Below are 24,238 nucleotides of genomic sequence, written 5' to 3' on the forward strand. Positions count from 1 at the left end.
AGGACATGTTTCAATGACCAAGATCGCCATCGTCGGTTCCGGCCTGATCGGCCGCGCCTGGGCGACCGTCTTTGCCAGCCACGGCTTCGACGTCGCCTTGCATGACGTCGTACCCGGCGCTGCCGATGCGGCGAGAGCTCACATCGCCACCAATCTCGGCGAGCTGGCCGAACACGGACTCGTCGAAGATCCGAACGGCGCACTGGCCCGCATCCGGGTCGCGTCGGATCTGGCGGATGCCCTCTCGGGCGCCGGCTTCGTGCAGGAGAACGGGCCGGAAACCGTCGAGGCCAAGCGCGCGCTCTTCGCCGAAATGGACGAGCTTGCCGCTCCGGACACGATCCTCGCTTCATCGACCTCCTTCATCATGGCCTCGGTCTTCAGCGAAGGCCTGAAGGGTCGCGCCCGCTGCCTCGTCGGCCATCCGGTGAACCCGCCGCATCTCGTTCCGATCGTCGAGATCGCGCCGGCCCCCTGGACCGACCCTGCCATCGTCGAGCGTGCCAAGGCGATCTATGAGAAGGCGGGACAGGTACCGATCACGCTGCGCAAGGAGAAGGCCGGTTTTGTCCTCAACCGCCTGCAGGCTGTGCTGCTGGCAGAGGCCTTCCGCCTCGTCGGTGAAGGCGTCGCCAGTGCGGAGGATGTCGACAAGACGATCCGCGACGGGCTCGGGCTGCGCTGGGCCTTCATGGGTCCGTTCGAGACGATCGAGCTCAATGCTCCCGGCGGCATCCCGGATTACTGTTCCCGCTACGCAGCTTCGCTCGACCGCATGGTCAAGTCGTCCGGGGGGCTCGGCAACCCGTTCGAGGCGTCGACGGTTGCCGAGGTGATGCGCGAGTGGCGCGGCACGCAATCGGCTGAACGCGTCAAGCGCCTGAGCGACTGGCGCGACGGACGGCTCGCCGCCCTGCGCGCCCACAAGCGCGCCGCGGCCCGCAAGCCCGATTGAGACAAAGATCCGCGCGAGAAGAGGAACGGAACCATGGCCAAGAGCCGCAAAGTCATGATCACCTGCGCGGTGACGGGCGCGATCCACACCCCGTCGATGTCGCCTTACCTCCCGGTGACGCCGCAGGAGATCATCGACGCTGCCGTTGGCGCCGCAGAGGCCGGCGCAGCACTCGTTCATGTTCACGCCCGCAACCCGAAGACCGGCCAGCCCGACCAGTCGCCGGAAGCCTTCGAGCCTTTCCTCAAGGTGATCAAGCAGCGCTGCGACGCCGTCATCAACATCACGACCGGCGGCGCGCCGACCATGAGCGTCGAGGAGCGCCTGCAACCCTGCGCGCATTTCAAGCCGGAGGTCGCATCGCTCAACATGGGGTCGATGAATTTCGGCCTCTATCCGATGCTGGGGCGGTTCAAGGAGTTCCAGCACGATTGGGAACGGCCCTATCTCGAAGGCTCGAAGGACCGGATCTTCAAGAACACCTTCCAGGACATCGAGAACATCCTGACGACCTGCGCCGAGAACGGCACGCGCTTCGAGATCGAGTGCTATGACATCGGTCATCTCTATACGCTCGCCCATTTTGCCGATCGCGGCCTGGTGAAGCCTCCCTTCTTCGTTCAGTCGGTCTTCGGCATCCTCGGCGGCATCGGTCCCCATCCCGAGGACGTCGCCCATATGAAGCGCACCGCGGACCGGCTCTTCGGCGAGGACTACCATTGGTCGGTCCTGGGAGCGGGGCGCCATCAGTTGGCGATCGCGGCCATGGCCGTCTCGATGGGAGGCAATCTGCGTGTCGGCCTGGAGGATTCGCTCTGGCTTGGCCCCGGCCAGCTTGCGAAGTCGAACGCCGACCAGGTCCGCGCCGCGCGACAGATCGTCGAAGGCCTGGGCTTGGAGATTGCGACCCCGGCCGAAGCCCGCGAAGCGCTTCAGCTCAAGGGGCCGGACAAGGTGGCGTTCTAAAACCCTGTTCCCTACGCCCGAGCTGCGGCCCGCGGCGATGGATTCAGCGATTCCGCACGCTGCCGAGCGGACGAGAGAACGCTTTGTTCCCGGCCTCTACGTCTGACGATGTCGCGGATGGGCACCGATTGGGGCAGAGCTCATCTGGCTTTGCCTGGAACGCATGGGCCGAGACGCGGGCTCAGGCCGAGCGCTCGATATAACGCGGTGACAGTCCCCGCGATTGCGCGCTCCCGTAGCTGATAAGCTGTGCCTGCATCTGGAGAGCCTTGTCGCGTCAGGGCGAGCGATAATGCTCCTGAAAATACATTTGTGTCATCAAACATTCATTTGTATGATCCATGGCAAAACCGCTGCCCCGCACGTCACGGAGGCAGACCGTTGCCGGTATCGGCGGCGTGTTCCGGAGGGAAGCCATGCAGCGGGTCGTTCAGATTTCCGACACCCATCTCAGCCCGACAAAACAGCATTTCGCCTGCAACTGGCAACCGCTGACAAGTTGGCTGGCGGCGGAGACCCCCGACCTCATCGTCCATACCGGTGACGTCACCGTCGACGGTGCCGATCTCGACGAGGACATGCGCCATTGCCGGACGCTGCTCGACACGCTCGGCGCGCCCGTCCTCAGTGTCCCCGGCAATCATGACGTTGGTGAGGCCTATCACCCGCATCAACCGGTGAACGACGCACGCCTGACGCGCTGGCGCAGCCATCTCGGCGAGGACTTCTGGGCGCGCGACATCGAGAACTGGCGGCTGATCGGCCTCAATTCGATGCTGTTCGGCAGCGACGAGGCCGAGGAAAGACGCCAGCTCGCCTGGCTCGATCGGCAGATCGCCGAAGCGCAAGGCCGGCGGCTAGGCTGGTTCCTGCATCGCCCACTCTTCATCGAAGCACCCGACGAGGGTGACAAGGGCTATTGGAGCGTGCCGCCGCGACCGCGCGCACATCTGCTCGATCTCGTTCACCGCCACGAGGTCGCCTTTGTCGCCAGCGGCCATCTACATCGCGCGCATGACTTCACGATCTCAGGCACGCGCTACATCTGGGGGCCCTCCTCCGGCTTCGTCGTAGGCCCGGAAACACAGGCCGGCATGGCTGGAACGACAACGCTCGGCGCCGTCCGCTACGAATTCGACGGCCGGAATTTCTCTGCCGCGATTCACCAGATTCCGGCCCTGAAGACGCTCTGGATCGACGATGTCCTCCATGAGGTCTACCCGCCGCGCGCCGCCTGATACGTCCGCCCGGCCGCCTCTGAGCAGCCAGCAAGACCCGCCCAACGACGAGCCCAGAGGGCCACAGAAAGGCGAACGACATGGCCAAGGTCGTCCTCAATGGCATCGCCAAATCCTTCGGAGCGACGAAGGTTCTCGGCGGTGTCGATCTCGATATCGCCGATGGTGAATTCCTGACACTGGTCGGCCCGTCCGGCTGCGGAAAATCGACGCTCATCCGGATCATCGCCGGGCTTGAGCATCAGGACAGCGGCAGCGTCGCCATCGGTGGCAATCCGGTGGACCATCTGCGCCCGCATGAGCGGCGCGTCGCGATGGTGTTCCAGTCCTATGCGCTCTATCCGCATATGAGCGTGGGAGCGAACATCGCCCTGCCGTTGACGATGTCGCGGCTCAAGCTCTGGCAACGATTGCCGCTGTTGCGGCTGCTATCGGCGCAGCGTCGAACGGTGATGCGGGGCATCGAAGCCGATGTCACGGCCGTGGCGGCACAGCTGCAGCTCGGTCACCTGCTCGACCGCAAGCCAGCTCAACTTTCCGGCGGCCAGCGGCAGCGCGTCGCGCTCGGGCGCGCCATGGTGCGCAACCCCGACGTCTTCCTGATGGACGAACCGCTCTCCAATCTCGACGCCAAGCTACGCGTCCATATGCGCACCGAGCTTGCCGAGCTGCACAAGCGTCTCGGCACGACCTTCATCTACGTGACGCATGACCAGGTCGAGGCGATGACGATGTCGGATCGGGTCGCGATGATGGATTCGGGCTCCGTCCTGCAGCTCGGCACGCCTTCGCAACTCTACGAGAAGCCGGCCTCGCTCAAGGTCGCGCAGTTCATCGGCAGCCCCGCCATCAACCTGCTCCCCGCGACGGTCGCTGGCGGCGGCCGTGTCGAGCTCTTCGGACGCCCGCTGGCGCTCGCTCTCCCGTTGGCACAGGGGCAGGCCGTGACCCTCGGCGTCCGCTCCGAAGCGCTCTCGCTGGTGCAGGGCGAGCCTGGCGGCAGCGGCCGCGCCTGGTTCTCTGCCCGCCTGCGGCGCAAGGAGAATCTCGGTTCGGAGTATGTGCTGCACTTTGACCTGGCCGGGCGCGACGCGACCGGCGTGACGATGCGCGCGACGCCGGCTGTGGCAGCCAGCGTAAACAAGACCGCGGAGGTCACGCTCGGCTTCGACGAGGCCGCAGCTCATGTCTTCGCGGCCGATGGGGAACGCATCGAGCCGCGCAGCCAGGGCACCGCGACCGGCTCCGTCGTGCCGCTGAGGGCCTGAGTATGACACTGGCCCTCGCCTCACCCGCCGGGTTCGCCTCCGCCACGCGCCGCCGGCTCTGGATCGAGCGCTTCACAGGTCTCGGCTTTGCCTTGCCGGCCTTCGTCCTGCTGCTGCTGACGATCCTGCTACCGCTGGCGGTACTGTTCTGGCTCAGCCTGACGAACTACGAATTCGGCGGCGTCGACATGGACTGGGTCGGGCTCGCCAATTTCCAGAAGGCGCTGGGCGACCCCGTCATCCGGCGCTCGCTGGTCAATACGCTCCTTTACGTCGCCATCGTCGTGCCGGGCGGCGTGCTCGGCGCGCTGCTGATCGCCGTGCTGGTGCATCGGCGCAAGCGCACGCGCTCGCTCTACGAGGTCATCTACTTCCTGCCGGTGACCTCGACGCTGATCGCCATGGCCACCGTCTGGCAGTTCCTGCTGCACCCCTCGCTCGGACCGGTCAACGGGCTGCTGAAATGGCTCGGAATCGGGCCGATCGCCTTTCTCAGCGAGCCTTCGACAGCCCTGGCGACGCTCGCCGTGATCGGCATCTGGCAGCTCATCGGCTTCAACATGATCCTGTTCCTGGCCGGGCTCACCGCGATCCCACGCGATCTCTACGAGGCAGCCGATATCGACGGCTGCTCGAGCGGGATCGACCGCTTCCTGACCATCACCTGGCCACTGCTCGGGCCGACGACGATGTTCGTCCTCGTCACGACGATGATCACCGCCTTCAAGATCTTCGATACGGTGGCGGTGATGACGCGCGGCGGCCCGGTCGGCTCCACCGAGGTGCTCCTCTACAACGTCTATCTCGAAGGCTTTCAGTATTTCCACACCGGCTACGCCGCGGCGCTGACCTTCATCTTCCTCGCCTTCATCCTCGTCTTCTCGGCCGTGCAGACCTTCGCCCTCGACAAGAAGGTGCACTACTGATGACCGTGCTCGCCCTCTCCGCCGTGCCGGCCGCGCCCGCCCATTCGGCGCTGCGTCGCTTTCTGACGCTGGCACTGGTCCATGGCGTTCTGATCGCCGGCGCAATCTTCATGCTGGCGCCTTTCGTCTGGATGCTGGTGACCTCGATCAAGCCGCCGGCCGAGATCTTCAGCGCCGAGATATCGCTGTGGCCGAAGCAATTCTACGGCCTGCAGAACTACAGCTTCGCCATGGAGAAGGCGCCGCTGCTGCGCTTCGCGCTGAATGGCGTCATCCTCTGTGGCGGCATCCTGATCGTGCAGCTTCTCGTCGCGATCCCCTGCGCCTATGCGCTGGCGAAGCTGAACTTCCCCGGCCGCAACCTGCTTTTCGTGCTGGTGCTGCTCGGCCTGTGCATCCCGGTGCAGGTGCCGGCGATGCCGCTCTATATCGCGCTGGCCCAGCTCGGGCTGCTCAACACCTATTTCTCGATGATGGTGCCGTTCTTCCTGTCGGTCTTCGCCATCTTCCTGTTCCGCCAGTTCTTCCGCAGCTTTCCCGACGACATCATCAATGCCGCCCGACTGGACGGCATGAGCGAGTTCGAGATCGTCTGGCGCATCGTCACGCCGAGCGCCTGGCCGGCGATCGCCGCCTTCTCGGTCTTCTCGGCCGTGGCGCACTGGAACGACCTCTACTGGCCGCTGATCGTCATCTCGGACGCCAAGCTCGCGCCGCCTCCACTCGGAATGATGTTCTTCGCCGATGCCGAGACCGGATCGAACTACGGTGCGCTGACAGCTGCAGCCACCATTCTGACCGCGCCGCTCGTCATCGCCTTCCTCGTCGCGAGGCGCCGATTCATCGACGGCATCACCATGACCGGGGTGAAGTAGCGGCCGCGCCGCCGGCCGCCCCCAAGACGTTCAGGCCTGAAACAACGCAACCCGACAGCCCCGCTGTCCTCGCCAAGGAGATCACGCATGAAACCTCTCGGCAAAGCTCTTGCCGCAGCAGCGCTCGCCCTCGTCGCCTCGACCGCCGCCAGGGCAGAGCAAGTCACGCTCGACGTGCTCTATGCCTTCCCGGCCTTCGCGAAATTCCACGAGCCGATCGCCGCGGAATTCATGAAGAAGCACCCCGACATCAAGATCAATTTCCGGGCGCCGGCCGCGAGCTACGACGAAGGCCATCAGGCCATGCTGCGCCAGTCCGTCACCAACCAGCTGCCGGACGTCTACTATTCCGGCTTCCACCTGCTGACAGAGCTCACCGAGGCGCTCGACAAGCGCAAGCAGATCGTCGATCTCGGCCCGCTGCTCAAGGCCGAACCGGAAGACTGGCGAAAGGCCAACTATTCCGACGCCTTGCTCTCGCTCGGCCAGGTCAACGGCAAGCAGGTCGGCCTCGCCTTCAACGCCTCGACACCGCTGATGTATTTCAACGCCGAGCTGGTGAAGAAGGCCGGTGGCGACCCCGAGAAGATGCCGGACAACTGGGCCGATATCGTCGCCCTCGCCAAGAAGATCCATAGCGGCGACACCGCTGGCCTCGCCTACAACATCCACGACTGGCCGGACGACTGGCTCTGGCGCGGCGTGATCCTGCAGGGCGGCCACTCGATGCTCTCGGCCGACGGCAAGAAGGTCGCGTTCGGCGGCGAGGTCGGCGAGAAGACGCTCGCCATGTTGCGCAGCTTCGTGACCGAGGGCGGCATGCCGCTGATCGACTGGGACCAGTCCCGCCAGCAGTTCATTGCGGGCAAGATCGGCATCTTCTTCGATACCCCTGCCCGCCTGCGCCAGGTCACGGATCTGATCGGCGACCGCTTCACCCTGAAGACCGCCCTGTTCCCGGTCGACGACAAGGCCAAGGGCAAGCTGCCGACCGGCGGCAACGCGGCTCTGATCACTGCCAAGGATCCGGCCAAGCAGAAAGCCGCCTGGGAGTTCATCAAGTTCGTCACCGGCCCTGAAGCCCAGAAGATCGTCGTCGAGACCGCTGGCTACATGCCGACGAACCTGCGTGCCGGCGAGGACGCCTTCCTCGGTCCGTTCTACAAGGCGAATGCCAATTTCCGGACCATCAACGGACAGGTTTCCCGCGCTGCGCCGTGGGAGGGCTATCCGGGCGGCAACTCGGTGCGCATCTGGCGCCAGCAGCGCGAGGTCATCGCCGGCGTGATGCGCGGCGAGATCCAGCCCAAGGCTGGTATCGAGCGCATCGTCTCCGAGACCGAAGCCCTGATGAAGTGAGCCAAGGTTTCGCTCATTGACGAGGCCGCCCGGCACGAGAGCCGGGCGGCCATATCTCTTCCTTCCCGCGGATATGACCGATGATCATCGCCCAGCTCAGCGATTTCCACGCCCGGCCCCATGGCCGGCCCGCCTATGGCGTCATCGACACCAATGCAGCGATCGGGCACGCGGTCGACGCCGTTCTCGCGATGCAACCGCAACCGGACTGCGTCCTCGTGACCGGGGATCTCACCGATTGCGGTCTTGCCGAGGAATACGCAATCGTGCGGGAGCAGCTCGCCCGGCTGCCAATGCCGGTCTATATCGTGCCCGGCAATCATGATCGCCGCGAGAATTTCGTGGCGGCGCTGTCCCCCCAGCAGGACTATCTCCCTGAGAGCGGCCCGCTGAACTATGTGATCGAGGATTTCCCGGTCCGGCTGATCGGGCTCGACACGCTCGTACCCGGCGAAAGCGGCGGCGCCCTCAGCCCCGAAAGCGAAGCCTGGTTGGCCGAAAGACTGGCCGAGGGCGCTGGGCGGTCCACGCTGATCTTCATGCACCACCCGCCCTTCCGCGTCGCGGTCGACGGCATGGACGGCATCCTTTGCCGCGTCTCGCCGAGCTTTGCCGGCCTGATCGCCCGGCACCCCGAAATCGAGCGCATCGTCTGCGGCCACTATCATCGCCCAATCCAGCGCCGCTTCGCCGGCACGATCGGCTATGTCGCGCCGGGCACTGCGCATCAGGTGGCCCTCGACCTGCGGCGCGGAACCGAGAATCGCATGGTCATGGAGCCTCCGGCCTTCGCCGTGCATGCCTGGGATCCCGAGGCCGGGGTGGTCAGCCATCTGCAGCCGATCGGGGACTATGGGCCGATCCGGGATTTCGTGCTCGATCCGGCCTATCCCGGCAAGCTGGAGGCGACCGCAGCACAATGACCGAGCCGCGTCTTCTCAAACTGCTCGATCAAGCCGAAGCACTGGCGCGCCGAGCAGGCGAAACGCTGGTCCGGATGCAGAGCGCCGAACTCGCTGTCGCGCGCAAGGAGCTCAATGACGTGGTCACGGCGGCCGATCTCGCCTCCGAGCGCCTCGTCATCGACGGCCTGCGTGCCCTGACGCCGGAGACCGCGATCCTCTCGGAAGAGGCCGGCTTCTCCGGCTCGGAGCAGGCCCCGCGCTGGATCATCGATCCGCTCGACGGCACGGTGAATTACGCCTCCGGCCTGCCCTGGTTCTCCGTCACCCTGGCCTATCAGGAACAGGGTCGCACCCTGCTCGGCCTGACGCATGCGCCGCTCGCCGGGCTCTTCGCGCTCTTTGCCGAAGGGGGCATCGCGACGGTGGACGGCCGGCCGGCGCGGGTGTCTGAAACGGCGCGGCTGAGCGATGCCGTCGTCTCGATCTGCCTGACCTCGCACTACACGGCCGACGAGGCGAACCGGACCAGCGACGTGATCCGCCGTCTCGCCGGCTTGTGCCGCGGCGTGCGCGTCATCGTTTCGGGTGGACTGGAGATGTCCCTGGTAGCAGCCGGGCGGCTCGACGCCTTCATCGGTCTCAAGGCCGATATCGTCTCGCACGCGGCGGCGATGCCGCTCGTGCGGGCAGCCGGAGGCAAGGTCACCACCGTCGAGGGTCAGGATTCGCGCGACGAAGACCTCGAAAAGGTCGTCACCAACGGCCGCATCCATGAAGAACTCCTCAGGGCCATCCGCAGCGCCTGAGGAGTCGCTCTTTCACATGCTGCCGGTTTGCGAGCCCGCCAGGACCGCCGCCGCGGCGTCCTCATCGGTGATCAGCACTGATGCCAGCTTCCCGCGCAGGGTCGCCGCAATGATCCCGGCCTTGTTCACCCCGCCCGATGCGAGGATCACGGTCGGTATCCGGCGCAGATCATCCAGCGGCAGGGCAATGGCGCGACGATTGATCGGATGAGCGACGGCCTGACCGCTGCGATCGATGAACTGGCCGAGCATGTCGCCGACCGCTCCGGCCTCGGCCAGCTCCGCGGCACCGACATCGCCCGGCAGCCCGTAGCGCACCAGCAGCGAACGCGCGCTCAGATCGCCTGCGCTGAGGATAGCGACATCGGTCGCCTGGATGCGGGCGAAGGCTGCCTCGAACACGTCCTGTGCCAGGATCGTATCGCGCGACTGCGGCGTGCCGGCATAGATTGGCGCGGCGAGATAATGGCATTCGGCCTGCCAGAGCCGGGCGAAGCGGCTGGCGATCTCGAAGGTATTGATCTCGATGCCATAGGTCAGCCCGCCCATCATCGAGGTGACGGCAAGATCGCGGTATTGCCCGGCACGGACATGGCGAATGGTTTCCCGCAAGGTGCCGCCCCAGCCGACCCCGAAGATGCCCGATGGCCTCTCCTCGATGACCCGCGAGACGAATTCGCCCGCCGCCTTGCCGATCTGGACGGCGATCTGGCCGGGGTCGGCCGGACTCGGGACGACGATCGCCTCCTTGAGCCCGAACTCGGCCATGAGCGCGCGCTCGAGCCGGACACAACTCTCCAGCCGGGAGTTGATCGTGATGTTCACCAGCCCGTTGCTGCGAGCCTCGACCAGCAGTCGGTTGACGCGAAGGCGGGTCATCTTCAGCCGGTCCGCAATCTCCGCCTGGGTCAGCCCTTCCATATAGTAGAGCCAGGCGGCTCGAACTTGCGTCTGCGGTTCCTCCGGCATTGCTGCATCCTGATGCGATGGGCAGGCCGCCAGCGCCTCGGCGCGGCGGTGTTCGGCATGGTGGTCGAATCTGGCTTACATCGCTTTCGCACTCTCCCACAACGTGCAGAAGATGCATGGTTTCGCGCTTGACGCAAACCAATGTAAATCAGAGAATACATTTGTTGAAGGACTGTTTCGCAGAACGAGTGCCGATCTCCCATGTCCCACGCCGTCTTCCTCCACGCAGCAGGCGATGCACGCGTCGCGCCATTCAACCTGCGCGAGGGAGCTGCGGGCGAAACCCTGCTCGACGTCGCGGCCGTCGGGCTCTGTGGCAGTGACCTGCATTACTACAAGGACGGCGGCATCGGGTCCGCCGTGATCGCAACGCCGTTCGTGCCGGGCCATGAATTCAGCGGCTGGCTCACGGAAGATCTGCCGGAGCTCGGCCTGGCGCGCGGCGCACTGGTCGCCGTCGATCCAAACCAGGCCTGTGGGCGTTGCGAACATTGCCAGAGCGGGCATCCCAATCTGTGTCCCGAGGTGGTCTTCATCGGTGCGCCTCCGCATGACGGGGCGATGACCGAACGGATCTGGGTGCCGAAATCACAGGTCGTCGCGGTGCCCGTGACCTTCTCCCCGAGCGATGCTGTGATGCTCGAGCCGCTCGGCGTCGCAATCCATGCGGTCGATCTGGCCAAGCCGCGCCTGCTCGAACGCATCGCGCTCATCGGCTGCGGCCCGATCGGCCTGCTGATCCTGCAGGTGCTGCGGGCGGCGGGAGCCGGGGAAATCCTCGCCTGCGATCCGCAACCGCATCGCCGCGAGCTCGCGCTCAGGCTGGGCGCGAGCAAGGCAGGTGCGAGCGTCGCGGATATCGGCGAATGGACGAAGGGCGAAGGCCTGCCGCTGGTGATCGAGGCGACCAACGCTCCCGAGGGTTTCCGCGACGCGATCCGCGCCGCCCGCATCGGCGGCCGCGTCGTGCTCGTCGGCATTCCAGACGGCGACAGCTATGTGGTTCCCGCCGCGGAGGCCCGCAGGCGCGGGCTCAGCATCAAATTCTCGCGCCGGATGGGCCATGTCTATCCACGAGCCATCGAGCTGGTGGCACTGGGCAAGGTCGATGTCGAGGCCGTAATCAGCCATCGCTTCGATCTCGCCGAGGGTCCGGCCGCGTTCCGTCGCCATGCCGCCAACGAAACCGGGATGGTGAAAAGCATGATCTACCCGGGCGGCCTACCGGACGGGCACCGTTGAACACGCTCCGCAGGTTCTGATGTGACCTATATCGGCATCGATCTCGGGACTTCGTCGGTCAAGGCCGTGTTGACTGACGACCGCCAGCAGGTGCTCGCCGTGGCCGCGCGGGATCTCACGGTCGATCGCCTCTTTCCGCTTTGGTCCGAGCAGGATCCGGCAGACTGGATCACCGCCACGGTGGATGCCTTGCGCGGCCTGAAGGCGGCCGCCGCCGAGGACTTTCGCTGCTGCGCCGGCATTGGACTCTCCGGGCAGATGCATGGCGCAGTCCTGCTCGACGAGCACGACCAGCCTTTGCGCCCCTGCATCCTCTGGAACGACGGCCGCGCCGTCGCGGAATGCGCCGAGATCGAAGCAATAGAACCGGATTTGCGTGAGATCACCGGCAACATCGCCATGCCCGGCTTCACCGCACCCAAATTGCTCTGGGTCCGCAGGCACGAGCCAGCGATCTTCCGACGAACCCGCAGGATTCTGCTGCCGAAGGCCTATCTGCGGCTCGCATTGACCGGCGAAGCCATCGAAGAGATGTCCGACGCCTCCGGGACGCTCTGGCTCGACACAGGCCGTCGTGGCTGGTCGGATCGCATGCTGGCCGCAACGGGCGTCGATCGCAGCTTCATGCCCACTCTCGTCGAGGGCTCGCAGGCCGCTGGGCGCATGCGGGCCGATCTGAGCCGCGAGCTTGGCTTCGATGCGCCGCCGCTCTTTGCCGGCGGCGCCGGAGACAATGCCGCCGGGGCGATCGGCCTGGGCGCCGTCGAACCGGGCAGTTGCTTCCTGTCGCTTGGAACATCCGGGGTATTCTGGCGCACTACCGCGGGCTTCGAGCCACGCGACGCGAGCGCCGTTCACGCCTTCTGCCATGCCCTGCCCGACCGCTGGCACCAGATGTCCGTCCATCTCTCGGCCGCAGCGAGCTTGAGTTGGTGGGCTGAAGTGTCCGGGCACACCGAAATCGAGCTGCTGAACGAGCTCGGCCTGCAAGCTGACGCCCCTTCCCCGGTCTTTTTCACCCCATACCTGTCGGGCGAACGGACGCCTCATAACGATCCTCGGATGCGCGGCGGCTTCGCTTGCCTTGGCCACGACACCGATCGCAAGGCCATGACCCAGGCGGTGCTGGAGGGCGTCGCCTTCGCCTTCAAGGATGGGAAGGACGCGTTGGAAACCGGGGCTTTTCCCATCAGGGAAGCGATGGTCATCGGCGGCGGTTCACGCTCGGATCTGTGGCTGTCGATCCTCGCCGACGTGCTCGACATGCGCCTGCAGCGATATCGCCAGGCGGAAACCGGCGGTGCGTTCGGAGCCGCACGTCTCGCCCGCCTGGCCTGCTCGGGTGAGGACCCGCGTGCGGTCTGCCTGCCACCTTTCGGCGATCCGGAGATATTCGCCCCGAACCCAGACCGGGTTGCAGCCTATGCCGAGCGTTACGCACTCTGGAGACGTGCTGCGGAGGTGGCTCGCCCGCTTCGGTAGGGTGGCATCAGATTTGACAGAAATTCGGGTAAATGCTCTTCATGTGATCATCTGCTCTCGATTGCCATTACCCAATGCACAGCCAAAAGTCGCCCTTCGATCTCGTCATCCTCGATTGCGACGGCGTACTCGTCGACAGCGAAGTCATCAGTTGCCGAACCCTTGTCGATATTCTCTCGCCCTTTGATGCAAGCTATGATTTGAAAGCAGTGATGCGCCGCTATCTCGGGCGGCCATCCAGCGCAGTCATCGAGGATTACGAGCGAATGACCGGCCGCCCGGCCCCGGCTGATTTCACGCGAGACTGGCGGGCACGCCTGTTCGCCTCGTTCAAAGCCGACCTCCAGGCGATCGAGGGGGTCCGCAGCACCGTTCAGGCCCTCGGCAGCGATTATTGCGTCGCCTCGTCCAGCGACGAAGAACGCATCGAGTTCTGCCTGCGGAAGACGGACCTCTGGGATCTCTTCATGGGGCGCATCTTCAGCACGACACGCGTACGGCATGGCAAACCCGCCCCGGATCTGTTTCTACTGGCCGCAAGCGAGCGCGGCGCGGCACCGGAACGTTGCCTGGTGATCGAGGACAGCGTCAGCGGCGTCACCGCAGCGAAGGCGGCAGGAATGACGGCCTACGGCCTTGCAGCCGGCAGCCATTTCGCCGTCCTCGATCAGAGGCAGGCCCTGCTGGCCGCAGGGGCGGACCGGCTCCTCGACGCCTGGCAGGATCTGGCGCCCATGCCGGCGATCCACTGAGAAGCTGCGATGGCCGACAATGACAGCGCCCGCCTCGACGACGCAGCCCGGGCCGGCTGGCTCTACTACATCGCCGGCCGCACCCAGGACGATATCGCGCAGATCCTGAACATCTCGCGCCCGGCGGCGCAGCGACTGGTCTCGCTCTGCCGCAGCGAGGGGCTGATCAGCTTCCGCATGAACCACCCGATCAGCACCTGCATGGAGCTCGCCGCGCGGCTGCGCGACCGCTTCGAGCTGCAGCACTGCGACATCGCACCCTCCGACGGCTCGGCTGAAACGGGCGCGGCCGGGGTCGCAGCGCTCGGCGGCGTCCTGATCGAGCGCTGGCTGCGCTCGCGCAAATCGCTGGTCATGGCGCTCGGGACCGGCCGCTCGATGCGCGCGAGCATCGAGCGCGTGCCGCCGATGACCTGCCCGCTGCATCGGCTCGTCTCGCTGGTCGGGACAATTTCGCCAGACGGCTCGGCCAGCCCGTTCGATACGCTGGTCAAGCTCGCCGAGATCACCAAGGCGCAGCACTTCCCGATGCCGCTGCCGCTCTATGTGTCGAGCCCGGAAGAGCGGGCGCAGCTCGTCGAGATCGAGTCGATCAGACGCATCCGCGCCATCGCCAGCGAGGCCGACCTCTGGATGATGGGCATCAGCCAGATCGGCGAGGACGCGGTCCTATACCGGGACGGCTTCATGACGCGCAGCGAACTGCTCGACATGGTTCGCCACGGCGCCGTCGGCGAAGTGACCGGCTGGGTCTTCGACGCCGAGGGACACCTCCTCGACCGGGGCACCAATTTGCGCGTGACGAGCGTGCCGCCGGAGCCCGGTAGCGCGCGGCTGCGCATCTGCATCGGCCAGGGACCCGCCAAGGTCGCGCCATTGCGCGCCGCACTGGCCGGCCAGATCATCAATGGCCTCGTCACCGACGAGGACACCGCGCGCGCCCTGCTCGCGGACTGACACCACGCCCATCTCCAGCTCAACACCCCCTCGCGCGCAAAAACGCGGAACGCGAGCGGCTGTCATCCGCCCGTCACCAACGGTTGACATAACAAGCCAGTGTGCGAGCATATGCTTCAATAAAGAGCATATGCTCGCATAAGATGGATGAGGGAGGCTTTCCATGCGACCTTTCTATGGTGCCTTGGCGGGTGCGGGCGCTTTGCTGCTGGCGGGGATTACCTCCGTCCAGGCGGCGACGGAGATCGAGTTCTGGCACGCGATGAGCGGAGCGCTCGGCGAGCGCGTCGACGAGCTCGTGAAGAAATTCAACGACTCGCAGAAGGACTACGTCGTCAAGGCGGTCGCCAAGGGCACCTACGACGAAGTGCTCAACGGCACGATCGCGGCCTATCGCGCCAAGCGTCAGCCCGAGATCGTCCAGTCGAACGAGCGCTCCTTCCTCACGATGGTCAACTCCGGCGCGATCGTCCCAACCAGCGAATTGATGGCGCAGCAGGGCCACCCGATCGACACGACGAAATATATCGCGCCGGTCGTCAGCTACTATGCGATCGGCGGCAAGCTGCAGGCGATGCCGTTCAACTCCTCGACGCCGATCCTGTTCTACAACCGCGACCACTTCAAAGCCGCCGGCTTCGACAAGCCCGGCGCGACCTGGCAGGAGCTGGAGCCGCAGCTCGATGCGATCAAGGCCAAGGGTGTGTCGAAATGCGCCATGGTGCTCCCCGGCGACTATGAGTGGAGCTTTCTCGAGAACTACAGCGCCGTGAACGACATCCCGTACGCGACCAAGCGCAACGGCATGGACGGCCTCGACACCAATTTCGTCTTCAACAAGGGCAAGCTGGTCGGCCAGGTCGAGCGTATGAAGCGCCTGATCGGCTCCGGTGTGATGCAGATCGCGGGCCAGGGCATCATCCCGATCCAACTTTTCACCTCCGGCGAATGCTCGACGATCATCGCCTCCACAGCCTCGCATGCGGCTGTCGTCGCCGCCGCGAAATTCGACTGGAGCGCGACGGAATTGCCCTACGAGCAAGGCGTCACCCCGAAGAATAGCGTCATCGGCGGTGCCGCGCTCTGGACCCTGAAGGGGCACACGCCGGAAAAGTACAAGGCGGTCGCCGCCTTCTACGACTTCCTGGCCAAGACCGACACGCAGGTCTGGTGGCACCAGGCGACGGGCTATGTCCCGGTCACGACCGCCGCTTACGAAGCGGCCAAGGCGCAGGGCTACTACCAGAAGAACCCGACGCGCGAGATCGCCGTGGTCCAGTTGATGCGCGGCACGCCGAGCGACAATTCGCTCGGCTTCCGCATCGGCAACAGCAACCAGATCAATGTCGCGATCATGGAAGAGGTCTCGGCCGCCTTCCTCGGCAAGAAGCCGGTGCAGCAGGCGCTGGATGATGCGGTCTCTCGCGGCAACGAGGCGCTGCGTCGCTACGAGCAGCTCAATGCCGGCAAGAAATGATGCAGTCGCCCTCCCCGCACCGGCGGGTGGGGGCGTCCTGCGCGCCCGCTGGCCGTTGCAGCGCCTGCTCCTGAAGGGCACTCGCGATGGTCAAGCCGAGAGCGGACTGAAGCGCGCGCATTTCAAGGAATGGCGCCTGCCTTTCTGGCTGCTGGCGCCACAGCTTTTCATCCTGCTGCTTTTCTTCTTCATTCCCTCGATCAGGGCACTGATCCAGGCCTTCCAGCTCACGGACCCGTTCGGCGCCACCACCCAATGGGTCGGCTTCCAGAATTTCGAGCGGCTGTTCCGCAGCGGGGTCTACTGGTCCTCGGCGCAGGTGACGCTGATCTTCACGCTCGCGCAGAACGCGCTGACATTGTCGCTCGCGCTGCTGCTCGCCTTCGCCTCGAACCATATCCTGCGCGGCCGCGGCGCCTATCGCACCGTGCTGCTGCTGCCCTATGCCATCGCGCCCGCGATCGCCGGCATCATGCTCGCCTTCCTGTTCAATCCCCGCGTCGGCCCCGTCGCCCATATGCTGCAGGGACTGGGGCTGGACTGGGACCCGAACCGCAATTCCTGGCATGCGCTTGCGCTGGTGGTCATGGCCGCCTCGTGGAAGCACATCTGCTACAACTACATCTTCCTGGTCGCGGCGCTGATGTCGGTGCCCCAGTCGATCCTCGAATCCGCCTATCTCGACGGCGCGGGGCCGATCCAGCGCTTCCTGCGCATCTCGCTTCCGATGATCGCGCCGACACTGTTCTTCCTGATCGTGATCAACTTCGTCTACGGGCTGTTCGAGACCTTCGCCATCGTCGACGCCACCACCCGCGGCGGCCCAGCCGGGGCCACCTCGATCCTGGTCTACAAGGTCTATCAGGACGGCTTCGTCACGCTCGATCTCGGCTCGTCGGCCGCGCAATCCGTCGTACTGATGGCGCTCGCGCTCTTCCTGACCTTCGCGCAGTTCCGCTTCGTGGAGCGCCGCGTGAATTACAGCGTCTAGCCAGCGATGAACGAACGCACGCCGATCATCGACGCCGTCTGCCACCTCATCCTGCTGGTGGGCGCGGCGCTCGTCTGCCTGCCGATCTATTTCGTCTTCGTCACCGGCTCGCTCACGCAACAGGAGATCATGCGGGTGCCGATGTCCTGGCTCCCCGGCGACCAGTTCTTCGCGAACATGCAGACCGTGCTGAGCAACGCGAATTTCGGCCAGCTGCTGCTCAACTCCTTCATCATCGCGACCGGCATCACCGTCGGGAAACTCGCGGTCTCGGTGATCGCGGCCTTCGCCGTCACCTATTTCCGCTTCCCCTTCCGGATGACGGCCTTCTGGCTGATCTTCATGTCGCTGATGCTGCCGATCGAGGTGCGCATCGTACCGACCTATGAATCGGCAGCGAACGTCGCCCTGCCCCTCAACATCCTCGGCTCCTGGTTCGGCGTCCAGGCGCTGGTCGATCTCGACTGGAACCTGGTCAACACCTATTCCGGCCTGATCCTGCCGCTGATCGCCTCTGCGACCGCGACGTTCCTGTTCCGTCAGTTCTTCCTCACCGTCCCAGACGAGCTCTGTGAGGCCGCCCGCATCGACGGCGCGACGCCCTGGCAATTCTTCCGGCTGATCCTGCTGCCGCTCTCGCGTTCGAACATCGTGGCACTGGCGATCATCCTCTTCCTGATGGGCTGGAACCAGTATCTCTGGCCGCTCTTGCTCACCACCGAGCCCGCCATGGCCAATGCCGTGATCGGCCTGAAGAAGCTGATGCCGCAGAGCGACTCGCTGCCGACCTGGCACCTCCTGATGAACGCGGCCTTCCTGACGATGCTGCCGCCGACCCTCGTCATCCTCATCCTCCAGCGCTGGTTCGTGAAGGGGCTGGTGGATAGCGGCAAATAACCCGCCAACAGGCAAGCAAGGCTTTTCGACATGCGGATCATCGGTCATCGCGGCGCGCGCAACATCTGGGCGGAGAACAGCCTGAGCGGTTTCCGCAATGTCTGCGCCCTCGGCGTCGATGCCGTCGAGCTCGATGTGCATCTCTCCAGCGACGGCGAGATCATGGTGATCCACGACCCGTTGCTCGACCGCACCACCGACCACAAGGGACCCGTCGCGCATCTCTCGCGCGCAGCGCTCGCGAAGGTGACGCTCGGCGATACACTGGGCGAGACGGTCCCGACTCTGCCGGAGGTGCTCGATATCTTCGGCCCGACCGGGATCGAGCTCGAGATCGAGATGAAGATGGATGCCTTCGGCAATCCCTATCCCGGCCTCCTCGACAAGGTCATCGCCCTCGTGGAAGCCCGCAAGATGGCCTCCCGCGTCGTGCTGACCTGCTTCGTGCCGGAGGTCATCGAGGAAATCCGGGCGAAGGCGCCGCATATGCGCCGGCTCGCCTCGGTCGATCGCCGCTCCTGCGAGGCCTTCGGCGGCGTCGACCGGACCTTGCAGCGCTTCGTCGATCTCGGCTGCATCATCGCCGTCGAGCAATCGCTGCTGCGGCTCTGCGTCGATCGCGCCGTCGGCATCGTCGGGCGCGACAAGCTCGGGGCCTGGGTTCCCAACACACTGCGCGAGCTCGATTTCTGGCTCGGCCAGCCGATCTCGCAGATCACCAGCGACCGCCCCGATCTCGCCCTGCAATTGCGCGCCGCACGGAAGGCTTGAGCGATGGCGATGCGCCTGTCCCGCGCGGCGCTCGGACAGCTCGGGCCCTTGGTCGGCATCCCCGGTTATCGGCGGGACGAGCTCAGTCCAGGCATCGTCCATGTCGGCGTCGGCAATTTCCACCGTGCCCATCAGGCAGCCTATCTCGACGAATTGTTCGAGAGCGGGCTGGACCATGACTGGGCGATCATCGGCACGGGCGTGCGCGAGAGCGATGCCGGGATGGGTCGTGACCTCGCCGCGCAGGATTTCCTGACCACGGTGGTGACGCAGGAAGCCGAGAGATCACAGGCGCGCGTCACCGGCGCGATGATCGATTTCGTCGAGCCGGGCGATGCAGTCGCGATCATCGAACGTCTCGTCGATCCCCGCACGCGGATCGTCTCGCTCACCGTCACCGAGGGCGGCTACTACATCGACCCGGCGACACAGGCTTTCGACCCCGGCCACCCCGACATCGTCGGCGATGCTGTGAATCGTCTGGCATTGCCCAAGACGGCTTTCGGCCTGATCGCCGCCGGACTCCTGAAGCGGCGTGCGGCCGGCTTGCCGCCCTTCACGGTCATGTCCTGCGACAACCTGCCGGGCAACGGCCATGTCACGGCGGCTGCCGTCGCTGGCCTGGTCGATCTCGTCGACCCGGCTGCCGCTCGCTGGATCCGCGAAACCGTCGCCTTTCCCAACGGCATGGTCGACCGCATCACGCCAGCCACCTCCGACCGCGAGCGCCAAACCCTGCGCGACGATTTCGGGGTCGAGGACCGCCGCCCGGTGTTCTGCGAGGATTTCAGGCAATGGGTCCTGGAGGATCATTTTCCCGCCGGTCGCCCGCGGCTGGAAGAAGTCGGCGTGCAGTTCGTCGCCGATGTCGCGCCTTTCGAGCTGATGAAGATCCGCATCCTCAATGGCGGTCATGCGACGATCTCTTACCCCGCCGGCCTGCTCGGCATCCATTTCGTCCACGAGGCGATGGAGGATGCGCAGATCGCCCGCTTCCTGTCGGTTCTTCTCGATGAGGAGATCATCCCCGTCGTCCCGCCGGTGCCGGATACCGATCTGGCCGCCTACAAGCGCACCATCGAGCGGCGCTTCGCCAATCCGAAGATCGGCGACACGATCCGCAGGCTCTGCCTGGACGGCTCCAACCGCCAGCCGAAATTCATTCTGCCGACGCTACGCGACGCGCTGCGGACGGGCCGGCCTGTCGATGGTCTCGCGCTCGTCAGCGCCTTGTGGTGTCGCTACTGCCACGGCGAGACCGAAGGCGGACAGGCGATTGCTCCGAATGACCCCGGCTGGTCGCGCCTGACGGAGCAGGCAGGCCGCGCAAGGCACACGCCGGAGGCCTGGCTCGCGATGCAGGACGTCTATGGCGACCTTGGACAAGACGAACGCTTCCTGCGGGCGTTCAGCCTGGCATTGCAGCATGTCTGGCAGCACGGAACCCGCGCGAGCATCGACCGTTATCTTGCCTCGCGAGGCTCTTGATGGCCGCCCGCGCGGGGTCGACAAGGCAAGCCACCACGCAAATCAGCTGTGGGATTTGTCGATCTCGACGTCATGACGCAGCCGTGGCCGCCTGGGCCCGCCGTTGCCGCAGCACGTCCGCGATGAAGAGGCGCGACAGCGCGTGATAGAGCGGCTCGCGGGTGATCAGGCGCGCGGTTCCGTATCCCAGCACCGATGCCGCCATCAGCGCCATGACGTTGTCGTGGTTTCCGGTCATTTCCAGAATAATGACGAAGGCCGTCATCGGCGCTTGCACGACCCCGGAGAAATATCCCGCCATCCCCAGGACGGCGGCCAGGCCGATCGGCGAGCCGAGAAGGCCGCCGAGCGTACTGCCGAGCCCTGCCCCCACGGAAAGCGACGGCGCGAAGAGCCCTCCCGGAATGCCCGAGACAGAGGAAGCCAGGCTCGCCACGAACTTCGCGATGAAAAAGGGCATCGGCAGGGGCGCACCCTCGATGGCGCTGCGCGCCTGCGCATATCCGGTTCCGAAGGTCATGCCATTGGAAGCGACGCCGACGACGGCGACAAGGAATCCGGCGAGCACCGCCACCGCCAAGGTGCGCTTGAGAGGGGTGGTCGCCCGCCACCGGCGAATGCGCCGGGTCAGGGAAATCATGCCCGCGCTGAAACAGGCTCCGAAGGCTCCGCCGAGAATGCCGCAGCACAGCACGAGCGGCCAGTCACGCCCAAGCTCGGCCGTCGCATTCGTGAAGCCGAAGTAGGTGTAGTTGCCGACGATCGCGAGCGAGGCGAGGCCTGCGATGATGACCGCCGACAGGACGATGCCGTTGGTGCGGGCCTGATAGGTCCGGCTCATCTCCTCGATGGCGAAGACGATGCCGGCGAGCGGCGTGTTGAAGGCCGCAGCGATGCCGGCGGCCGAACCGGCCAGGATGAGGCCGCGAGCCTGCACCATGCCGCCCCAACGAGCCGCCTGCAGCATGATCGAGGCACCGACCTGCACCGTCGGCCCCTCTCGGCCGATCGAGGCGCCGCAGAGCAGGCCGAGCACCGTCATGGCGATCTTTCCGACGGCGATCCGCAGCGAGAGAAAACCGGAGCGCTCGGCATCCTCGCGCAGGTGGCGGGCTGCGATCGCCTGGGGAATGCCGCTGCCCTGCGAACCCTGGACGAAGCGGGCCGCGACGAAGGCGCAGAGCCCGAAGCCCAGCGGTGTCACCAGCAGGGGCAGGAAGCGCAGCCCGTCCTGTCGCCCGGCGATCGCGGAGAACAGGTGCTGCGCCTCATCGGCCAGCCTGGCAAAACCCGCGCTGACGATACCGATCGCGAGCGCGCCGAGCCAGAAGACCAGCCGCTGCCGCCAATAGCGCGGCGTGACGACCAGCGTGCGCGAGCGTCGCAGAATTCTCGATCCGCCAGCGGCCACGCCATCAACCCTTCAAGTCACTGCAATGCCGGTTCTTGCCGGATTCTCCCCCCACCTGTCGAGCAGCATCCCTGGCGAGACTAGGAGAAGCACCGTTCCGGTCACAGTATCCTGCCAAGCTTCCTACAACTCACCAGCGCAGGAAGCGTGGGAAGACCAGTGCGCCGAGGCCGGCGACAGCAGCAATGGCGATCGTGTACCAGGTTGCGAGGAAGGGAGCGGTATCGTCCGGGCAATGCAGGCTATAGGCGACGGCCGCCAGCCCCGCCGAGGCAAGGCCGGCGCAGGCTCCCGTCAACTGCCCGTCGACGGGAGCGCCTCGCCGCGCAAGCAGCAGCAGCACGATGAGCGGACAGAGCGAATAGAGCGGAACGGCGATGAGGCAGGCACGCCAGTAGCGGCCGAAGACCAGCGCACTCCATTGCTCCGCCGGCGCCTGTGCCAAGCTGAGGGCAGCCCAGCAGGCGGCCAGCAGGAGCGGCACTGCCACCAAGGGCAGACGTTTCCCTACCGTCCGACCCGGCTGCAGGCTGCGCAGGAACAGCGGAAGCGCGATGCCTGCAATGCTGGCGCCGAGCAACGCCTTGGCCAGGACTGGGATCGTCAGCCATGCGCTGCCGAAATCGGGCCGGGAACCGAGCGTGAGAAGGACGAGGCCCGCCGTCACCGCAAGCGCGAAGACGGCACAGAGCCAGGTGGTGCGGCGTAGCCAGCCAGTATCGACCGGTCGGTGGCTCGCACTCAGCAGGGAAATCAGCTCGTTGGTCTGCATGTCCGATCTTCGATTGGCCTTCTTGAGCAGAAATTCGCGACGTCGTTGGGAAACGTTACGGGGAAAGATGTCGCAGCCGCATCATGTCGACCTCGCCCCGCTCCGCGAGAGGAACTTTGCCATGGCCTGCAGGCCGCGGTGAATCGCGACCTTGGCGGCGCTCTCCGTCATGCCCGCTGCGCTGGCCGCTTCGGCGACGCTGGTGCCTTGCAGCCTGACCCTGTCGATCAGGAGGCGTGTGCGTTCAGGCAGGCTCGCCATGGCGCGGTCGAGGTCGAGCCGCGCCTCGGCCGCCGGTATCGCTGGCCGGTCCGCGAATTGGAACGCTTCGTCGTCGAGCGGCCGGTTGCCGGCGTGACGGCCCGTGCGGCGCAAATGATCAACCAGCTTGTAGCGTGCGATCGCGTGAGCCCAGGCGGTGACCGGGCTCGTCGGATCGTAGGTATGGCGGGAGAGGTGCAGCGCCAGCAGCACCTCCTGCAGAACATCCTCGACCTCGCTCTGCTCATGGCGCCCGGCACGGGCCAGCATCTGCCGCAGGTAATCGCGCAAGCGCCCGGCGATAGCCTCGAGAAAGCGGCGATAGGCGGCGCCGTCGCCGGCGAGCGCCGCAAGGAAGGCAGGCCTGAGCTGCGTTTCGAGTTCTTCGAGCGACAAGGTCGATGCGCTTCTCAGATAGGTGGACGTCGATCCGCTTATCCCGTCGCATGGCGGAGCCCGGCTCACAAGCGCGTGACCGTATGGTGAGCCCGCTCGGCGACGCCGATACGCTGCTACGGTCGCGCCGCGCGCCGGCTTTTCGGAGGACGGTTCATGGCTCGGAGGATCTGCCTTGCGCTCGCCATCCTGGTCAGTTTGGCCGGGTCGATCCCCGCACGGGCTCAGCAGCCGGCTCCGATGCTGTTGCCCTGCCCCTCCTCCGACGCCTGCAAGGTCGTGAATGGCTCATATCGCATCGCATTGCCTCCGCAGGCCGCAGCCGGGCAGCGCCAGGGAGCGATCGTCTTCTTCCACGGCTATCAAGGCTCGGCCGCGGAGGTGATCGCCGATCCTGCGCTGATTGCGGTGGCGCGGCGGCTCGGCGTCGCACTGATCGCGCCCGAAGGGCTCGGCCATAGCTGGTCCTTCCCAGGCTCCCCGTCCCAGCGCCGCGACGAATTCGCCTATGTCGCTGCGATGCTCGACGATGTCACGCAGCGCTTCCCGATAGACCCCGGCCGTCTCATGGCGAGCGGCTTCTCGCAAGGTGGCTCGATGGTCTGGTATCTCGCCTGCCGGATGCCGACGCGTTTCGCCGCCTTCGCACCGATCGCGGGCGCGTTCTGGGAACCGATGCCGGCAAGCTGTACCGCCCCCCGGCCGAAGCTAGTCCATGTCCATGGCGTCGGCGACACCACGGTTCCTCTGGCTGGACGGGCATTGCGGCAAGGGTTCAGGCAGGGAGACCTTTTCAAGAGCTTCGCCATTCTCGCGCCGGGTGGTTGCACCGCCGCCTGGGCCGACACCCCGCAGGCCCTCACGGCCGGAGCTGCCTTGACCTGTCGGCTGGCGAGCGGATGCAGCGGGGATGCGCGGCTCGAACTCTGCCTGCATAGCGGCGGCCACGTCGCGGACGCAGCCTGGGTCGAACGGGCCTGGCGGCTGACGATGCCGCCGGCGCCGACACGGCGGGCCGTCGGCGCCACGCTCACGTCTCCGTGAGCCTGTAACCAGCAGCAGCCCCATTGCGAT

General features: G+C 65.8%; 23 protein-coding genes. 19 read left to right on the top strand and 4 right to left on the bottom strand.

The window, feature by feature from the left end:
* Positions 1-13 precede the first annotated feature (13 nt).
* The 9 genes from CE453_RS17085 (at position 14) to CE453_RS17125 (ending at position 9,298) form a co-directional block, all read left to right on the top strand.
* Positions 14-955, top strand: coding sequence for a 3-hydroxyacyl-CoA dehydrogenase (locus tag CE453_RS17085; RefSeq protein WP_089175668.1), 942 nt, complete (start codon positions 14-16; stop codon positions 953-955).
* 33 nt (positions 956-988) lie between these two features.
* The gene (gene kce, locus CE453_RS17090; RefSeq protein ID WP_089175669.1) at positions 989-1,921 is read left to right on the top strand and encodes a 3,5-dioxohexanoate:acetyl-CoA acetone transferase; all 933 of its coding nucleotides are present in this window, start codon (positions 989-991) and stop codon (positions 1,919-1,921) included.
* Positions 1,922-2,337: 416 nt separating this feature from the next.
* Positions 2,338-3,159, top strand: coding sequence for a metallophosphoesterase family protein (locus tag CE453_RS17095; RefSeq protein ID WP_089175670.1), 822 nt, complete (start codon positions 2,338-2,340; stop codon positions 3,157-3,159).
* 80 nt (positions 3,160-3,239) lie between these two features.
* On the top strand, positions 3,240-4,427 hold the full coding sequence (locus tag CE453_RS17100; RefSeq protein WP_089175671.1) for an ABC transporter ATP-binding protein: 1,188 nt from the start codon (positions 3,240-3,242) through the stop codon (positions 4,425-4,427).
* Positions 4,428-4,429: 2 nt separating this feature from the next.
* Positions 4,430-5,353, top strand: a complete 924-nt coding sequence (locus CE453_RS17105; protein ID WP_089175672.1) for a carbohydrate ABC transporter permease — start codon at positions 4,430-4,432, stop codon at positions 5,351-5,353.
* Positions 5,353-6,228, top strand: a complete 876-nt coding sequence (locus tag CE453_RS17110) for a carbohydrate ABC transporter permease (RefSeq protein WP_089175673.1) — start codon at positions 5,353-5,355, stop codon at positions 6,226-6,228. Before CE453_RS17105 ends, CE453_RS17110 begins: the two co-directional genes overlap by 1 nt.
* 87 nt (positions 6,229-6,315) lie before the next feature.
* Complete coding sequence (locus tag CE453_RS17115; protein ID WP_089175674.1) at positions 6,316-7,587, top strand: ABC transporter substrate-binding protein; 1,272 nt, start codon at positions 6,316-6,318, stop codon at positions 7,585-7,587.
* Between the two features lie 80 nt (positions 7,588-7,667).
* The gene (locus CE453_RS17120) at positions 7,668-8,510 is read left to right on the top strand and encodes a phosphodiesterase (protein WP_089175675.1); all 843 of its coding nucleotides are present in this window, start codon (positions 7,668-7,670) and stop codon (positions 8,508-8,510) included.
* Positions 8,507-9,298: an inositol monophosphatase family protein gene (locus tag CE453_RS17125; protein ID WP_089175676.1), complete on the top strand. Its 792-nt coding sequence runs from the start codon at positions 8,507-8,509 to the stop codon at positions 9,296-9,298. The genes CE453_RS17120 and CE453_RS17125 overlap by 4 nt, the downstream gene beginning before the upstream one ends.
* 12 nt (positions 9,299-9,310) lie before the next feature.
* Here CE453_RS17125 and CE453_RS17130 read toward each other — a convergent pair whose 3' ends face one another.
* Positions 9,311-10,267, bottom strand: coding sequence for a sugar-binding transcriptional regulator (locus CE453_RS17130; protein ID WP_089175677.1), 957 nt, complete (start codon positions 10,265-10,267; stop codon positions 9,311-9,313).
* 201 nt (positions 10,268-10,468) lie between these two features.
* Between CE453_RS17130 and CE453_RS17135 the strand changes: the two genes are divergently transcribed.
* The 9 genes from CE453_RS17135 (at position 10,469) to CE453_RS17175 (ending at position 20,324) form a co-directional block, all read left to right on the top strand.
* Positions 10,469-11,509, top strand: a complete 1,041-nt coding sequence (locus CE453_RS17135) for a zinc-dependent alcohol dehydrogenase (RefSeq protein ID WP_089175678.1) — start codon at positions 10,469-10,471, stop codon at positions 11,507-11,509.
* A gap of 21 nt (positions 11,510-11,530) precedes the next feature.
* Positions 11,531-12,991 carry a xylulokinase gene (xylB, locus tag CE453_RS17140; protein ID WP_089175679.1) on the top strand — a complete coding sequence of 487 codons (1,461 nt, stop codon included), beginning with the start codon at positions 11,531-11,533 and terminating at the stop codon, positions 12,989-12,991.
* A 74-nt stretch (positions 12,992-13,065) separates the two neighbouring features.
* Positions 13,066-13,743 carry an HAD family hydrolase gene (locus CE453_RS17145; RefSeq protein WP_089175680.1) on the top strand — a complete coding sequence of 226 codons (678 nt, stop codon included), beginning with the start codon at positions 13,066-13,068 and terminating at the stop codon, positions 13,741-13,743.
* 9 nt (positions 13,744-13,752) lie between these two features.
* Entirely contained in the window at positions 13,753-14,700 is a 948-nt protein-coding gene (locus CE453_RS17150) for a sugar-binding transcriptional regulator (protein WP_089175681.1), read from the top strand.
* Positions 14,701-14,863: 163 nt separating this feature from the next.
* Positions 14,864-16,177, top strand: a complete 1,314-nt coding sequence (locus tag CE453_RS17155; protein WP_198302130.1) for an extracellular solute-binding protein — start codon at positions 14,864-14,866, stop codon at positions 16,175-16,177.
* Entirely contained in the window at positions 16,161-17,168 is a 1,008-nt protein-coding gene (locus tag CE453_RS17160) for an ABC transporter permease subunit (RefSeq protein WP_089175682.1), read from the top strand. Before CE453_RS17155 ends, CE453_RS17160 begins: the two co-directional genes overlap by 17 nt.
* Positions 17,169-17,174: 6 nt before the next feature.
* On the top strand, positions 17,175-18,065 hold the full coding sequence (ugpE, locus tag CE453_RS17165; RefSeq protein ID WP_089175683.1) for a sn-glycerol-3-phosphate ABC transporter permease UgpE: 891 nt from the start codon (positions 17,175-17,177) through the stop codon (positions 18,063-18,065).
* Positions 18,066-18,095: 30 nt separating this feature from the next.
* Positions 18,096-18,836, top strand: a complete 741-nt coding sequence (locus CE453_RS17170) for a glycerophosphodiester phosphodiesterase family protein (RefSeq protein ID WP_089175684.1) — start codon at positions 18,096-18,098, stop codon at positions 18,834-18,836.
* Between the two features lie 3 nt (positions 18,837-18,839).
* Positions 18,840-20,324 carry a mannitol dehydrogenase family protein gene (locus tag CE453_RS17175; RefSeq protein ID WP_089175685.1) on the top strand — a complete coding sequence of 495 codons (1,485 nt, stop codon included), beginning with the start codon at positions 18,840-18,842 and terminating at the stop codon, positions 20,322-20,324.
* 70 nt (positions 20,325-20,394) lie between these two features.
* Here the strand turns inward: CE453_RS17175 and CE453_RS17180 are convergent, their stop codons facing one another.
* The 3 genes from CE453_RS17180 to CE453_RS17190 form a co-directional block, all read right to left on the bottom strand.
* Positions 20,395-21,735 (bottom strand): chloride channel protein, encoded by a 1,341-nt coding sequence (locus CE453_RS17180; protein ID WP_089175686.1) that lies wholly within the window; start codon positions 21,733-21,735, stop codon positions 20,395-20,397.
* 130 nt (positions 21,736-21,865) lie between these two features.
* Positions 21,866-22,507 (bottom strand): NrsF family protein, encoded by a 642-nt coding sequence (locus CE453_RS17185; protein ID WP_089175687.1) that lies wholly within the window; start codon positions 22,505-22,507, stop codon positions 21,866-21,868.
* Between the two features lie 81 nt (positions 22,508-22,588).
* Complete coding sequence (locus CE453_RS17190) at positions 22,589-23,164, bottom strand: sigma-70 family RNA polymerase sigma factor (protein ID WP_198302131.1); 576 nt, start codon at positions 23,162-23,164, stop codon at positions 22,589-22,591.
* Between the two features lie 156 nt (positions 23,165-23,320).
* Between CE453_RS17190 and CE453_RS17195 the strand changes: the two genes are divergently transcribed.
* On the top strand, positions 23,321-24,208 hold the full coding sequence (locus tag CE453_RS17195) for a CE1 family esterase (protein WP_089175688.1): 888 nt from the start codon (positions 23,321-23,323) through the stop codon (positions 24,206-24,208).
* Positions 24,209-24,238: the final 30 nt, after the last annotated feature.

The sequence above is a fragment of the Bosea sp. AS-1 genome, from assembly GCF_002220095.1.
Lineage (GTDB): Bacteria > Pseudomonadota > Alphaproteobacteria > Rhizobiales > Beijerinckiaceae > Allobosea.